Raw genomic sequence first — 14,527 nt, 5'->3', positions numbered from 1 at the left:
GTCGGCAAGCCGCGACGGACGCAAGCGGGTTACCGGTTCGTCCGGACCGCTCGACGTGGTGTGGTGGGTCGGCCGGCCGCGGCGTCGGCATAGCGGCGGGCCAGGTGCGCGAAGGCGTCTCTGAGCTCGGTCGGCCCGACGATCTCGATGTCGGCGTCGAACCGACCGATGGCGGCGGCCAGGCTGGCCCACGACCACGAGCCGGCGACGAGCCGGCAGCGGTCCGGGCCGAGAGCCTCGACGAGTCCGTCGTCGGTGTGGCGGGCGGCGACGTCGGCGGGGAGGTCCAGGATCACCTCGCCTCGGCAGGGCCACCCTTCGGGGCCCTGGAACCTGCTGACCACGAACGCGGCCACGTCCCCTCCGGGTAGTTCCCGTGGGGTGAAGCGAGGGCCGGTGGGGGTGCGGGGTGTGATCCGGTCAGCGCGGAAGGTACGCCAGTCCGCGCGGTCGAGGTCCCAGGCGACGAGGTACCAGCGCCCATCCCAGGTGACGACGTGGTGGGGCTGCACCCGGCGCGGCGCGGTGGCCGCGCGCTCGTCGTCGCCGGCCGTCGGTGTGTATGCGGAGTCGTAGTCGAAGCGCAGCACCTCGTGGGCGTGGACGGCCGCGCTGAGCGCCATGAGCACGCCGCTGTCGGCCTGCGGGCTCGATCGGGTCGCGGGCCGCTCGACGGCGGTGACCCGCACGGTGTCGATGCGGTAACGCAGCCGCGCGGGCATGACCTGCCGGACGGTGTGCAGCGCGCGCGCCGCGGCCTCCTCGATGCCGGCGCCGGCGGTGGTGGCGATTTGAAGGGCAACGGCGAGGGCGACGGCCTGCTCGTCGTCGAACAGCAGCGGCGGCAGGTCGCTGCCCGCGTCGAGCCGGTAACCCCCGTCGGGGCCCTTGGTGGCCACGATGGGATAGCCGAGCTCACGCAGGCGGTCGACGTCCCGGCGTACGGTGCGCGGGCTGATGTCCAGCCGTTCGGCCAGCAGCGCCCCCGGCCAGTCCCGGCGCGCCTGGAGCAGCGAGAGCAACGACAGCAGCCGCGCTGAGGTCCTCAGCACGAGCCCGATATTGCCACGAGTAGCGGCCAGAACCTGACCGCTTCACCTGCGACCGTTGCTCGTGCCAGCACCCGAACGACCGCAAGGACCCCCGCACCCGATGACGGTTCTCGACATCCGCGCACTCAACCGCGCGACGCTCGCCCGGCAGTTGCTGCTCGATCGCGCCGACGTACCGGTCCTCGATGCCGTCGCGCACCTCGGCGGCCTGCAGGCGCAGGAACCGCAGGAGCCGTTCGTCGGGCTCTGGTCGAGGCTGCGTGCGTTCGACCCGGCGGTGCTCTCGGACCTGCTGACCCGGCGAAGCGTGGTGCGGACACACCTCATGCGCCGCACCGTCCACCTCCTCACCGCCGACGATGCTCTGGCCTGGCGTTCCCGGCACGATGCCATGCTGCGCCAACGGGTTCTCGGGACCTACCGCCGCGAACTGGACGGGATGGACCTCGACGAGCTGGCGGCGGCGGGCCGGTCGGTGATGGCGGACGACGAGCCGCGCACGATGACCGAGCTCGCGCGGGCCCTCACCGAGCGCTGGCCGGCGCCGGGGCCGAGGCCGATCGGGGAGTTGCTGGTCGCCGCGCTGATCCCGATGGTGCAACTGCCGCCGCGCGGGGTGTGGCGCGCCAGGGCCGGTGCCCGCTACGCCCTGCTCTCCTCCTGGCTCGGTCGGGAGATCGACCCGCCGGCCCCGGAGGGCACGGACCCGGTCGGTCAGGCGCTGGTACGCCGCTATCTGGCCGCGTTCGGCCCCGCGGCGACGGCCGACCTGCGCGCCTGGTGCGGCCTCGCCGGACTGCTGCCTGCGGTAACCGCGATGCGCGGTGAGTTGGTCACGTTCCGCGACGAGCGCGGCCGCGAGCTGCTGGACCTTCCCGACGCGCCGCGTCCCGATCCCGACACACCCGCCCCGGTGCGGTTCCTGCCGGCCTTTGACAACGCGATACTCGGCTACCACGACCGGAGCCGGATCGTCGACGACGCCGACCGTGGCCTGTCGGTCGCCGGCGAGCGCGCGGTGCTGGTCGACGGTCGGGTCGCCGCGACCTGGAGCGTCGAGGCCGGCACCGTGACCGTCACTCCGCTGCGCCGGTTCTCCCGAGCCGACCGCACCGCCGTCGCCGAGCACGGGCTGGAGCTGGCGGCGTTCCTCTGCGACAACGAGAGCCACTGGGTGGAGGTGGCTCCGTCCCCCCGATGAGCATGGGGCGTGCGCCGCGCCGCCGCCGGCTGTACCGAACCGGCGGCGGCGCGGGCGGGTCGATCAGGCGTACGGAAGCCGGAGCACCGACTGGTTGCCGATGCCCACCGTGCTCGGGTTGTTGCCGATCGCCGACCAGACCTCCACCCGGACCGTGCCGTTGCTCAGGGCACCCAACGTGCCGGTGGCCGAGGCCAGGCCGGCGTTCTGGGTGTAGTGCTCGTAGCCGGGGACCGGGTCGGTGGCGAAGTAGCGCGACGTCTCCACCCGCTCCCAACTGCCGTTGCCCGTCAGGTCGTAGGAGATCCGCACCTGCACGCCGTTACCGACGGCCGTGCCGGCGTCCACGAACAGGTCGAAGGTGGTCTGGCCGCCCGAGTAGGCGAGGTTGAGGCCGGTCGCCGTGAAGACCTGGGCGTTGGTCGGCGTACCGTCGTGGTTTCCGTTGGCCGCCGCGACCGTGGTCGTGGCCGCGCCGCCGGCGGCGCCCAGCCCGCCACCGGGCAGCAGGTACCGCGTCGGGGAGCCCGACGGGGGCGGTGGGTCGGTGGGCGGCGGGTCGGTTGGCGGTGGGGTCACCGGCGGTAGGCCGCCCGACGCGTTGCCGCCGCTCCAGGTGTACGCCCCGGTGGTGGCCGTCCGTCCGGCCGGCACGGCGAGCGTCGTGCCGTTGGAGAACGTCACCGTGATCGCCGTCGCGGTCGGGTTCGACGCCACGTACGTGCGCGCTCCGTTGCGCGAGAACACCGCCGACAGCGGGTGGTTGGCGGTCACCGTCGTGTCGACGGTGCCCAGCGCCGCGAGGTTGCGGATCCAGTGGAAGGTGTGTGCCCGACTCTCGCCCTCCTCGACGGTGTAGTTGGGGTTCGCGCGGAGGTTCGCGAGCGCCGCGTCGCCGTCGCCGAGGGCCTGGAACTGCCAGAGGATGTCCTGCCACACCGTCGGCGGCCCACCGTTGTTGCGCACCAGTTCGGCGTAGTTGGTCCGTACGTAGGCCGGGTTGTTGCCGAGGTAGAGATGTCCGCCGGTGACCGGCAGCAGGTTGATGCCCTGGATCATCTCCGGCTCGCCGCTGAACCAGGTGGCGTACGCGCCGCCGTCACCCCAGACCATGCCGACCGTCGAGTGCCCGAAGGCGGCGGGGAAGTTCTGGTCGCTGACGTCGAACCAGTATTCCTGGATGGCCGCGGCCTGAGTGGTGTAGAGGAAGATGCCGGCGTCGCGGACGGCGGTGTCGCCGGTCACCTGCCCCCACTGGATCAGGGCGTTGGCGAAGTTCATCCCCTCCGACGACGACTCCTGGTTGTTGCCGGAGCCGAACGAGCCGTGCCCGGACGCCCAGTCGTGGCCGGCGTAGATGTCGAAGTCGCGCAGGTAGGGGAAGCGGGTGTCGTCGCGGCGGTAGTTGTTGGCGTCCCGGATCAGCAGGTCCACCATGCCGCCGTAACGGCTCTTGGTCGCCCATGCCGGATCGAACTTGGCCAGCGTCGCGGCGGCGGCGATGTAGTAGCCGTAGTGGAAGTGGTGGTCGTTGAGTTCGTGGTCGGAGCCGTACGACGCCGGGTAGCCGATCAGCGTGCCCCAGTTGCCGTCGTAGTAGAAGACCTTCGAGGTCTTGCCGCTCGACGCGGTGAACCAGTCGGTGAGCGTGCTGCGGATCGCGTTCAGCGCGCTGTCCCGCGTCGCGGTGTCGTTGACCAGGTCGGCCACCTCGGCGAGCCGGGCGGCCCGGCCGAGCCCCTTGCCCGTCCAGTACGTGTCGCCGCCGCGCTGGTCCATCGGGTTCGCCCGGGTGGCGGCGAGGTGACCGGTGAGCGTCGTGAGGTCGGCGCCGCTGCTGTCGCCGACGGCCGGCAGTTCCGGCAGGACGCCCTGGAACTTCATGGCGGTGCGGAACTGGTTGACGCCGGTGAGCACCTTCATCCGGCCACGCGCCGACGGGTAGGTCAACGTGATCGGCGTGGAGCCGGTCAGGGACTTCCACTGGTGCGGGTAGAGGCTGACCACGGTCTGCGTGGCGCTTCCCTCCCGGGCGGTCGTGGTGAACGCGTACGTGGTGGTCAGCCCGCTGCTCGCCGGGTTGTAGGCGTACGAGACCTGGGTGCCGGTGACGTGGGCGTGCGCGTACCTGCCGTAGGTGGCGGCCAGGTCGGCGCGCTCCGCCGTGCTCGACGTCGGCGGCAGGAGGGCGACGGAGAAGTAGCCGCGACCGGCCAGGGTGGAGGAGATCCGGCCGCCGCTGACGGTCCAGGTGGCGCCGTTGGGGGCGTACCCGACGTAGTCGTGGCCGTTGACCCGGAAGCCGACGGTGGCGCCGCTGTTGGACCAGACGTCGGCGGTGCCCGTCGCGCTGATCACCGCGTCCCCGCCGGTGGTCTGGAAGTACGCGAAGGGCAGGCCGTGGCCGATGGTGGCACGCATCGTCCGCGCTCCGTCGCTCCAGTGTGGGCTGACCGTCCAGTCGGTCCAGCCGTCCACCTTGACCTGGGGTGCGCCGAGCCCGGCCACGCCGACCCGGATGTCCTGGACGTACGGGTAGTGGTACTCCCCGACGCCGGTCGCGGTGCCACTGATGGCGGGCGTGGAGTTGGCGGAGAAGCCGAGGCCGTCGCCGAACGTGTCGTAGGAGATCGGGTGCGCGTGCAGGGGCTCGCTGAAGGAGCAGTCGGTGCGCTTCCAGAGCAGGGACGACCACCAGTCGTTCGTGGGGATGGCACCGGCTGGCGCGTTGGCGGTGGCGAACTGCCGGGGGTTGCTGGACATCGAGCCGCAGCCGCTGGGGAGCGGGCCGACCGGGGTGGTGGTGTAGCTGCCGGCGCCGACGGGGGCGGCCTCCGCGGGGCGGGTGACGGACATCGCGAGGCCGCCGACGACCAGGGTCAGGGCGGTGGTGGCGGCCAGGACCCAACGGCGGTGGGGGACGGGAGGTTTCACGGTGCCTCCATCGCGTGCCGGGATGCCGGCCTCGCCGGCTCCGACACGTTGTCTGAATTGAGGAGAAGGTGCGGTGAGAGAGCGCTCTCTCAGTCCGCACGGTAATCGAGGGTCATGACTCCCGTCAATGTGTCCCGTGGGTTGCGTGCTGATGTCGCGATTTGAACGCCCGCGACCCTGGCTCACCTACCACCGCTCGCCGGTGTGCCAGTCAGCGACCCGCCACTGGCCGTCGGCCTGCCGGATCAGCAGCAGCTGCAGCGGCGCGACCTCGCCATCACCGAAGCGGCCCTGCGTCCGTACCTCGGCACGAGGTCGCCCAGGGCCGACGATCGTCGTCCCCTCGACCGAATAGCCGGTGAGCCGCTGGCCACCGGAGTGCAGCTCGGAAAACGTCGGCAGGTCGCTGGCCTGCCGGCGCTGCTCGGCGAGCAACTCGTACGCGACCGCGAACTCGGCCGCGACGAGCGCGTCCAGGTACGCCGTAGCGGTCGCCTGGGCGGGACCGCGTTCCCGAACCGCCTTCGTCACCGTCAGCGCCGTCCACAGCACCGCGCCGAAGACCGCGAAGGCGCCCAGGGCAACGATCTGCCACACCGGCAAACTCCGGGTGAAGCAGCCGTAGCACCCGACCAGGAAGAGCCCGATCGCCAGAATTCCGAGCGCTCGCCTCCACCCCGACATGCTCTCGGACCTTAGCTTCGCGAGGCCGCCTCTGCCAGCGCGCCATGGTGACGTGACGCCCGATCAGGCACCGCCATCAGCCCACTCTCATCCCGCGACGGCGGACAGGTCGACCGCGGCGGCGGCGACGATCGCCTTGTCACCGTCGTTCTGCACGTAACCGACCACCGTGGCCTGCCGAGGATCAAGATCTGGCGGCACCTCCAGCTCCACCTGCCCACGCTCGACGTCCAGACCCGACGAGGTGAAGGCGCGCACCACGTTGTCCTGCCGGAGCGTCCGACCGGCGTTCTCACCCCGGAGGACCTCGCTTTGCAGGCCGCGTTCGACGATCGCCACGTTCAGCACCGCGCGCTGCGGAGGCCGCGCGGTCTCGTAGCCCAGCACCACCCGCTGCCCGGCACCCGTGCCTGCGCCGTAGTCCTGGACCGACAGTCTGAGCGGTGTGGTGGCTGCCGACGTCAGGCCGGACGCGATCGCCGTCGCCGCCCGTCGACGGTCGGAACCGACGAACTCGACGGTGCCGTTGACGACCATCTGGGGGGTGTACAGGCGCCCGGAGCCGAAGGCCTGTGCGTACGCCTCCTGCCGCGCGGTGTACGACGCGTCGGCGAACCGGTCGGGCCAGCCCAGATCATCCCAGTAGTCGACGTGGAAGCCGAGCGCGAAGACCGGCTGCCCCCGCATCCGGGCGTCGCGCTCGATCTCGGTCAGCAGCTCCTCCGCCGGAGGACAGCTCGAGCAGCCCTGCGAGGTGAACATCTCCACGACGGCGAAGCCACCGTTCGGCGGCGCGACGTCCCGCGCCCGCGGCGGCGAACCCGGCACGTGGGCACGCATCGCCCCGGTGCTCGATGCGTCCGTCATGGCGCGTCTCCTCCGTCGGTCCTGCTGGCCGATCTCCGGTTCCCGTTACGGCCGCGACCATGCCTGCCGCCCCTCGCCGCGCGTCCTCCCGCCTACCGCCCGGTCCCGAACCGAGCGGGAGTGTCCCGGGTTCGGGGCACCGTCCCGCCCCCGTCCGCGACGGGCGGACGCTCGGCCGAGGCGGCGGCGCGCGGTCTGCCGGGTCGCATGAGGACGGCCACGAGCACGCTGGCGAGGATGCCGACGGCCCCGGCCACGGCGAAGGTCGCCTGCACGCCGGCCACCCCGGCGGCGTGCGCCGCGCTGTCCAGCAGTTGCCGCCCGGCTGCCGGCGTGGCACGCAGCAGGCCGGGTGTCTGGCCGCCGGCGATGGCGTGCGCCACGTGTGCCGGGTCCGGAATGCCACGTCCGGCCAGGGTGGTCTGCGCCTGGGCGGTAAAGACGCTGCCCAGCGCGGCGATGCCGAACGCGAAGCCCAGCTGACGGGTGGTGTTGACAGCCCCGGCGGCCATGCCGCCGCGCTCGGCGGGCACCAGGGCCATGGAGACCGAGCCGAGGATGGGCGTCGCGAGGCCGACGCCGACACCGATCAGGGCGAGCCCCGGCAGCAGCGCCGGCCAACTGGCCGGACCGTGCACGAGCGCCGCGGTCAGCAGGCTGCCGAGGCCGACGAACAGCAGACCAGAGCCGATCACCAGATCTGGTCGACGACCGTGCAGCACCCGACCCAGCGCCGCCGAGACCGCGAACGCGGTGACCGACATCGGCAGGCCGGTCAGCCCCGCCGCCAGCGGACTCAGTCCCAGCACGGACTGGAGCCAGATCGAGGTGTAGGTGAGGGTGGTGAAAGCCGCGAACGTCAGCAGCAGACCGGCGAGCAGCACCGCGACGAACGAGCGGTTGCGCAGGAGACCGAGGTCGAACATGGCGTGCCGGGTGCGCGCCTCGATCGCGACGAACCCGGCCAGCAGGAGCGCGGCCACCACCAGCAGCCACCAGACGGTGGCTGCTGACCAGCCGTCCTCGTTCGCCCGGATGAGTGCGTACGTCACGCAGGCCGCGGCGGCGGTGAAGCTCGCCATGCCCGCGACGTCGATCCTGCCGCGAACCGCCGCGTGGGCGACGGGGAGCGTCCTGCCACAGAGCAGGATGGCGACGACGCTGACCGGCAGGTTCACCAGGAAGATCCAGCGCCACGAGGCGCCCTCGGTGAGCAGCCCGCCGAGGATCGGGCCCACAGCGGCCGAGGCGCCCGCCACCGCGCCCCAGATGCCGTACGCGCTTCCCCGGTCACGACCCGCGTAGGCGCTGTTGAGCAGGGCGAACGTGGTCGCGAACATGGCCGCTGCGCCGACGCCCTGCACGGCGCGCGCGGCGATCAGCACGCCCGAGGTCGGCGCGAGACCGCACAGCAGCGACGAGACCGCGAAGAGCGCGAGCCCGACGACGTACGCCCGGCGGTGCCCCACCCGGTCGGCGATCGAGCCGGCGCCGAGCACCAGTGCGCCCAGCGCGAGGGCGTAGGCGTCGATCACCCACTGCATCGCCCGGAACGACGCGTCCAGGTCGTCGACCATGTCGGGCAGGGCGACGATCACGATCGTGACGTCGATCAGGAGCATGAACGTACCCAGGCAGACCGTCAGCAGCGGCAGCCACTTGCGCATTCTGATACCTGTCCTTCCGGCCGGGTGCCGAAGCAGGTCGGCGGGCGCGAACTCGGGCTGGTCGAGCAGACGCAACCAGCTTCCGTCCGACCGGCGTCGGACAACGTGTGCGCGGGCCCCAGAGCGGCGGTGACCAGCGGGGATTCGACCCAGTTCGAATCACTGGTCCGCGGTTGCGGACGACTGTTGACTGTGCCGGTCCTGAACCGCCTCCCAGCGGGGCACCGAGAGCACGGAGACACCATTGACGACCTTGCGATCGCGAGTCATCGCGGTACTCGCCGCGCTTGTCCTGAGCACAACCGGGAGTGCGTTCCTCGCCAGCCCGCCAGCGCAGGCCGCGACCGGTACATGTTCAGGCTCCAAGGTCGGTGGATTCGACCTGTACGGAGACGTGGCCATCAACGGTTCGACGAAGTACGGGTACGTCGAGATCTACTACAGCGGCGGATACAACTGCGCGCGGACCGTGTCGAGTGCGAACACGTGGGGCGTCAGCAAGGTCATGTCAATCGAGCTGTGGGTCTGTTCATCCGGCACCAGCAACTGCCGACTGCTGGCGGCGAACGACCGGGACCACGGCACCTACAGGTACTACGCCGGTCCGGTGAACGCCTACGCCAGCGGCAGGTGCATCTGGGTCATCGGCAACATCTACTACCCACCGACGGACTCCAACGCCGGCGGCAACAGGTCGGGATGGTGCGGCTGACGGCCGTGGCGTGCATCGTGCCGGGCAGCGTCGCTGCCCGGCACGACCGGGTCAGTGGCCGTCCGCCAGGGCGGTCGTTGTCCGGGGTGTCAGCCGGCGGTGCAGGAGCGGATCTGCGGTCGGGCGCCGCTGTTGCCGTTGAACATCGTGCTGAAAGCTCCGGTCAGCCGCGCTGCGCGTCGGCGAGCATGTCGAGCGACACCTGCCACAGTCGCTCGGCTGCTGCGGGATCGAGCGCGTGGTCCGCGACACCCCGAAGCGGCGTCTCGGGGTTGTAGCGCGGCGCCTCGTCGCAGTCCTCGAAATACCGGCCGCCGATGCCCTCCAGCTGCGGCCAGGCCGCGAGCAGCACGGAGGTGGCCGCGCCCTGCTGCGGGGTCTTGAAGTCGTACGCCGGAAGCTGCGCGAAGTCCCCTTCAGTGAGGTGACGCCCCAGATTGGTGCTGACCGCGCCCGGATTGGCCGCGTTGGTGGTGATGCCGTCGCCGGCCCAACGCCTGTTCGCCTCGACCGAGAACAGCGCGGCGGCCGTCTTCGACTCCCCGTAGGCGAGGAGGCGGTCGTAGGGGCGTTCGCGAAAGTCGACGTCGTCGAAGACCATCGGTGCCTGCACATGTGCGATCGAGCTGAGCGACACCACGCGGGCCCCTCCGGCCGCGGCGAGGGCCGGGTGCAGCCCGTTGGTGAGCGCAAAGTGCCCGAGGTGGTTGGTCGCGAACTGCAGCTCCCAGCCCTCCGCCGTCCGCGTCTCCGGGGTCGCCGACACCCCCGCGTTGTTGACCAGAATGTGCAGGGGGCCTTCCCAGGCGCTGACGAAGGCGGCGACCGACCCCTGGTCGGAGAGGTCCAGGGGAGCGACCCGGATCAGCTGGCTCCCCGTGGTGGCGCGGATGTCCTCGGCCGTCCGCTCGCCGCCCGCCACGCTTCGTACCGCCAAGGTCACCGCGGCGCCCGCGGTCGCGAGGGCCCGGGCCGTTTCCACACCGATGCCCGACGAGGCGCCGGTGACGACGGCGTGCTGCCCGGTGAGGTCGACACCGGCGACGACGTCATCGGCGGTGGATGCGGCGCCGAAGGGCGTGGTGACGCGAGGTGCATTCATGATCGGCTTTCCTCGGATTCCTTGTCGCTTCGTTACGGCTCTTACGCTCGCCGTGGTCCGAAACCATCGTGCGCGGCACCCTCCGAAGCGCCCAACACACGCTTCCTGGCATGGCTACAGTCTGTCCCTGTGACCACCCCCGAGCTGCGCCAACTGCGGTATTTCCTGGTCCTCGCGGAGGAGCTGAGCTTCACCCGGGCCGCCGCCCGTCTGATGATCGCTCAGCAGTCGCTGTCCCAGCAGATCACCGCCCTGGAACGCCTCCTCAGGGTGAAGCTGTTCGATCGCGGCACCCGCGGCACCACCCTGACGGACATCGGCGCCCTGTTCGTGCCCGAGGCCCGCGCCGTGACGGACCGCGCCGACGAGGCCGTCGCCGTCGTGGAACGGGCCCGCAGGGGCGAGGCTGGCGACCTCAGCCTGGCCTTCCTGACCTCCGTCGCCAACCATCTCCTGCCCCCGGTGGTCCGGGCCGTGCGTGACCAACTCCCCGACCTTCGCCTGACGACGGACTCCACCACCATCGCGCCCCTGGTCGAGGGTGTCCTCGGCGGCCGCTATGACGCCGCCTTCACCCGGACCCCGCTCGCCCCCGGCCTGCGCTCCAGGACTCTGGCGACCGAACCGGTGTGCGCCGTACTGCCCGAGGGCCACCCGCTCGCCGAGCGCGCCGAGTTGAAGCTCGCCGACCTGGCGAACGAGCCGTGGGTGATGACCCCGCGTAGCTCCTGGGAACCCTGGCACCGCGCCTACGACGACCAGTTCCGCGAAGCGGGCTTCGTCCCGGACGTCGTCCAGGAGGAGGCCAACGTGCAGAGCCTCCTCGGCTTGGTCGCCGCTGGAATCGGAGTCACCCGGCTCGCCCGCTCGGCACGCAGCCTTCGCCGCACCGGCGTGGTGTTCGTGCCGCTGACCGGCGCCGTCGCGCGCACCGAGGTGGTGTGGCTGTCGGGCAACACCTCACCCGCCCTGCACCGGCTCCTGGACGTGGTCACCGAACTCGCGGCAACGACCGACCTGACCGAGACCGGCTGAGCCGCGCACGCCCGGCCGAGGTGAGCCTCGCTCATCGGTGCCGCGGCGTGGATACCCCTGCCTTCAGGCGGGGGAGGAAACGCCGCTCTCGTCAGGGATGGGCTTACGTGAACTACTGGTTAAAATGTGAGGCGTGGGTGAGGTGGTGAAGCGGGCGTACAAGTACCGCTTCTATCCGATCCCGCAGCAGGCTGAGCAGTTGAACCGCATCTTCGGATGCGTGCGCGAGGTGTACAACTTGGCGCTGGATGCGCGCACCCGCGCGTGGGCGGTTGACCGGCAGCGCAGCATCTACGTGCAGTCGTCGGCGTGGCTGACTGAGTGGAAGCGTACCGAGGATCTGGCGTTCCTCAATGAGGTCAGTTCCGTGCCGTTGCAGCAGGCCCTGCGGCACCTGCAAGCCGGGTTCGCGGCGTTTTGGGGCAAGCGGTCGCGTTACCCGCGGTTCAAGTCCAAGCGCAAGTCTCGGGCGTCGGCGGAGTACACCCGCTCGGCGTTCCGCTGGCGCAACGGACAGCTCACCCTGGCCAAGATGGACGCCCCGCTGACCGACCGGTCGAGGTCGTCGACCGGGCCGTACCGGTCCACTGGGAAGGCAACCTCATCGTCGGCCAGGGCAAGTCGACTGACCCCTGTCGCGACGACCGCTGGAAACCGCCCGCGGCGCTGCACCCGTCCGGGACGCTGCCTATTGCCGGCGCCGGTACGCCAGCCATCCCATCGTGGCGAACCACGCATGGACCTCGAGAATGCCGGCTCGCTGGACGAGGCCGGCGATGCCGTGTTCGGCGCCGTCGGCGGTGGGCTGAAACGTCATGAAGAACGCGACGAGTAGCACCAGGGTGAGCGGGCCGCCGAGCAGCAGCAGGGTGCCGAACCGTCGCCAGTCGGGGATGCGACGAAAGTAGAGACCGGCGAGTAGGAAGCTGACGATCGGGGTGCCCAGCGCCAGGACGAAGCCCAGCATGTGGGGCATGACCGCTTCGAGGTTGAAGACGCCGCACACCACCTGACCCGCACCGGTACAAGCGAGCAGTACGAAGGTGGTGCGGCGCAGCGTCGGCCGCTCGGCGGCTCTGGCGGTGCGGAAGACGCCGACGAGGCCGGCGATCAGTATCAGGCCGGTGACGACGAAGGCCGTGTTCATGTATGGGGCGGTGGCGCCCATGCCCAGCCCGCTGATTGGCTGACTGATCGGCGAGTAGTCGGTGAACCGGTGGTCGAACAGGGTGTAGCCGGTGCTCACGAAGCCGAGGAGCAGCCAGGCCAGAGTGAACAGAACTGGCCCGACCACGGCGCCGAGTGCGAGCCACTGGGCTGATCGGACGGGTCGGTCGAGGACGTCGATACGGAGTGCTGTCGAAGTAGCCATGGAATGACTATACATTTTATGACTAGTATCGTGTCAACAGCTACGCTCAATGGATGTCCGCACCACGCCGCTCCGTCCTCGCGCTGGCCCTGTTGTCGATGCTCGTCGAGGAGCCGATGCACGCGTACCGGATGCAGCAACTGATCAAGGAACGTCGCAAGGACGACGTGGTCAACGTGAGCCAGCGCAACAGCGTCTACCAGACCATCCAGCGGCTGGTCCGCGACGGTCTCGCGGAGATCGCGTCGACCGAGCGCACTGACAACCGGCCGGAACGCATCACGTACCGGATCACCGACGCTGGGCGGACGACACTGGGCGAGTGGCTGCGCACCATGCTGTCGACACCGGCACTGGAGTACCCGGAGTTCCCGGCCGCGCTGTCGTTCCTACCAAACCTCGCCCCGCCGGCCGCGATCGTCGAACTGACGACCCGCGTCGCTCGGCTCGAGGAGCGACTAACCATGCTCGACGCGGAGATCGCCCAGGTCACCAGGTTCCTGCCCAGGCTGTTCGCTATCGAGTCCGAGTACCAGCGCCAGGTCGTGGCAGCCGAGTTGACCTACGTCCGGAACCTGGTCGAGGACCTGCGGGCCGAACGAATCACCTGGCCGTTCGTTGACGGCGCCCCGGTCTGGCCCGGCTGACCCGAGCTCACGCGTTGACCTCCTGCGGGCGCCATCGTGCGGGTCATCCGGGCCGAATCGGGTAGGCCGTGACAAGTTGGGCCCATCTCGGCCATACGCCCGGCGGTCGCAGCGATCGCCAGGTCGTGACCTTGCGAAGCTGGTTTGGCGGTTGTGGGGGCCTGCGCCGGCAGGTAGGCGAAGCTCGCAGCCGGGGTAGATGAGGTCGCAGTCGCGCAGGACACCGCCGGCGGGAAAGTGGCGGTCCTTGTTGAGCCGGCAGACTTCCGGCCAGCGGCCAGCGGCCGGCGTCGCCGAGCCACTCCTTCGCGACCTTGGACAGGGTGTCGTGTCGCTCGACGGTGTAGAGGTAACGCTGGTCGGCGACGTGGATGATGGCGGGTCCACGGGCTGCGGCTTGCCGGGGAACGTCGGCGCGTTCGGTCGCGGCGGCGGGTGTGGCCGGCTGATCCGGATGTACCGCCGCGTCGAGGGAGCCTGCGGGGGTGACGGCGAGCGCGGCGGTGCCGGCCAAACCGAACACGAGCCGGTGTAACGGGGCCGGCAGCTTGAGTATGGGGATGCGCCACCGGGTCACCGCCGCGAGGATCTCGGCGAGCAGGAGCAGTGTGAACACGCCCCACAGCAGCCACATCGCCCAGAGCGCCGCACCGATGAGGAAGTCCGGGGTGAACCGTCCGCTGGAGCGCTCGAACCAGTCTGGGATCTGCGACCAGGCCGGCAGCCGGCGCAGAGGGTTCCCACCCGTAGCCCACAGCAGCGCCGGAACGGCGACCAAGAAGAGGCCGGCACCGATGACGCCGCGAACGAGGCTGGCTCGCTAACGGTCATCTTTGATCACGTCCTTGCGGGGTTTGCGGGTCAACGGATGGGCGACTCGGATGCTGGTCCGCGGATGGGCGATGGGGCCGGCGGCGCGGGCCATGCAGGCGCCGCCGGCTCCCGCGGCTAGCTAGGTGTACTGCCCAGGGACGTTGGTCAACCTGGTGATGGGTGGCCGGCCGGTGGTGGCGGTGGGGTGTCGGTGGCGATGACCTGGTGCCGCATGCCGTTGACGGTGTCGAACAGCGACAACTGTGCGCCGGGGTGTGGTCGTTCCCGGCGGGCGATCAGGCGGGTTCCGGCCGGTGAGTTCCCCCCGCTTTGATGGAGCGGTGGTTACCTGCTGCCGGCTGGCGCAGGGGTGACGATAGGTGGCGCGGCTGGTTCGTGCTGGCGGGTATGCCAGGCGGTCTCGTATTCGTCGGGGCTGAG

The 14,527-nt window shown here is 70.6% G+C and carries 12 protein-coding genes and 1 pseudogene; 5 read left to right on the top strand and 8 right to left on the bottom strand.

Annotated features, from left to right (window positions below):
• Nucleotides 1–29: 29 nt before the first annotated feature.
• Nucleotides 30–1,052, bottom strand: coding sequence for a YafY family protein (locus tag KBX63_RS31885; protein WP_210917748.1), 1,023 nt, complete (start codon nt 1,050–1,052; stop codon nt 30–32).
• A gap of 100 nt (nt 1,053–1,152) precedes the next feature.
• Between KBX63_RS31885 and KBX63_RS31880 the strand changes: the two genes are divergently transcribed.
• On the top strand, nt 1,153–2,253 hold the full coding sequence (locus tag KBX63_RS31880; protein WP_210917746.1) for a winged helix DNA-binding domain-containing protein: 1,101 nt from the start codon (nt 1,153–1,155) through the stop codon (nt 2,251–2,253).
• 63 nt (nt 2,254–2,316) lie between these two features.
• Here the strand turns inward: KBX63_RS31880 and KBX63_RS31875 are convergent, their stop codons facing one another.
• The 4 genes from KBX63_RS31875 to KBX63_RS31860 form a co-directional block, all read right to left on the bottom strand.
• Nucleotides 2,317–5,187, bottom strand: a complete 2,871-nt coding sequence (locus KBX63_RS31875) for a glycosyl hydrolase (RefSeq protein WP_210917744.1) — start codon at nt 5,185–5,187, stop codon at nt 2,317–2,319.
• Nucleotides 5,188–5,373: 186 nt separating this feature from the next.
• Nucleotides 5,374–5,871, bottom strand: a complete 498-nt coding sequence (locus KBX63_RS31870) for a hypothetical protein (RefSeq protein ID WP_210917741.1) — start codon at nt 5,869–5,871, stop codon at nt 5,374–5,376.
• Nucleotides 5,872–5,958: 87 nt separating this feature from the next.
• Complete coding sequence (locus KBX63_RS31865; RefSeq protein WP_210917739.1) at nt 5,959–6,738, bottom strand: thioredoxin family protein; 780 nt, start codon at nt 6,736–6,738, stop codon at nt 5,959–5,961.
• Between the two features lie 92 nt (nt 6,739–6,830).
• Nucleotides 6,831–8,405: an MFS transporter gene (locus KBX63_RS31860; RefSeq protein ID WP_210917736.1), complete on the bottom strand. Its 1,575-nt coding sequence runs from the start codon at nt 8,403–8,405 to the stop codon at nt 6,831–6,833.
• A 253-nt stretch (nt 8,406–8,658) separates the two neighbouring features.
• Here KBX63_RS31860 and KBX63_RS31855 point away from each other — a divergent pair, with 253 nt between their 5' ends.
• Nucleotides 8,659–9,117 (top strand): hypothetical protein, encoded by a 459-nt coding sequence (locus tag KBX63_RS31855; RefSeq protein WP_210917733.1) that lies wholly within the window; start codon nt 8,659–8,661, stop codon nt 9,115–9,117.
• 163 nt (nt 9,118–9,280) lie between these two features.
• Here KBX63_RS31855 and KBX63_RS31850 read toward each other — a convergent pair whose 3' ends face one another.
• Nucleotides 9,281–10,219: an SDR family NAD(P)-dependent oxidoreductase gene (locus KBX63_RS31850; protein ID WP_210917731.1), complete on the bottom strand. Its 939-nt coding sequence runs from the start codon at nt 10,217–10,219 to the stop codon at nt 9,281–9,283.
• Between the two features lie 129 nt (nt 10,220–10,348).
• Between KBX63_RS31850 and KBX63_RS31845 the strand changes: the two genes are divergently transcribed.
• The gene (locus KBX63_RS31845) at nt 10,349–11,254 is read left to right on the top strand and encodes a LysR family transcriptional regulator (RefSeq protein WP_307871916.1); all 906 of its coding nucleotides are present in this window, start codon (nt 10,349–10,351) and stop codon (nt 11,252–11,254) included.
• A 133-nt stretch (nt 11,255–11,387) separates the two neighbouring features.
• A pseudogene (locus KBX63_RS36140) lies at nt 11,388–11,513 on the top strand (helix-turn-helix domain-containing protein); the annotation flags it as partial.
• A 429-nt stretch (nt 11,514–11,942) separates the two neighbouring features.
• Here KBX63_RS36140 and KBX63_RS35725 read toward each other — a convergent pair.
• Nucleotides 11,943–12,626 (bottom strand): DUF998 domain-containing protein, encoded by a 684-nt coding sequence (locus KBX63_RS35725; RefSeq protein ID WP_247663757.1) that lies wholly within the window; start codon nt 12,624–12,626, stop codon nt 11,943–11,945.
• A gap of 53 nt (nt 12,627–12,679) precedes the next feature.
• Here KBX63_RS35725 and KBX63_RS31835 point away from each other — a divergent pair, with 53 nt between their 5' ends.
• Nucleotides 12,680–13,273: a PadR family transcriptional regulator gene (locus tag KBX63_RS31835; RefSeq protein WP_210917726.1), complete on the top strand. Its 594-nt coding sequence runs from the start codon at nt 12,680–12,682 to the stop codon at nt 13,271–13,273.
• Nucleotides 13,274–13,316: 43 nt separating this feature from the next.
• Here KBX63_RS31835 and KBX63_RS31830 read toward each other — a convergent pair whose 3' ends face one another.
• Nucleotides 13,317–14,051, bottom strand: coding sequence for a hypothetical protein (locus KBX63_RS31830; protein WP_210917723.1), 735 nt, complete (start codon nt 14,049–14,051; stop codon nt 13,317–13,319).
• Nucleotides 14,052–14,527: the final 476 nt, after the last annotated feature.

The organism is Micromonospora sp. U21, assembly GCF_018070045.1.
Taxonomy (GTDB): domain Bacteria; phylum Actinomycetota; class Actinomycetes; order Mycobacteriales; family Micromonosporaceae; genus Micromonospora.
The sequence above is the reverse complement of the archived record's forward strand: the minus strand, read 5'-3'. Positions and strand labels throughout refer to the sequence as shown.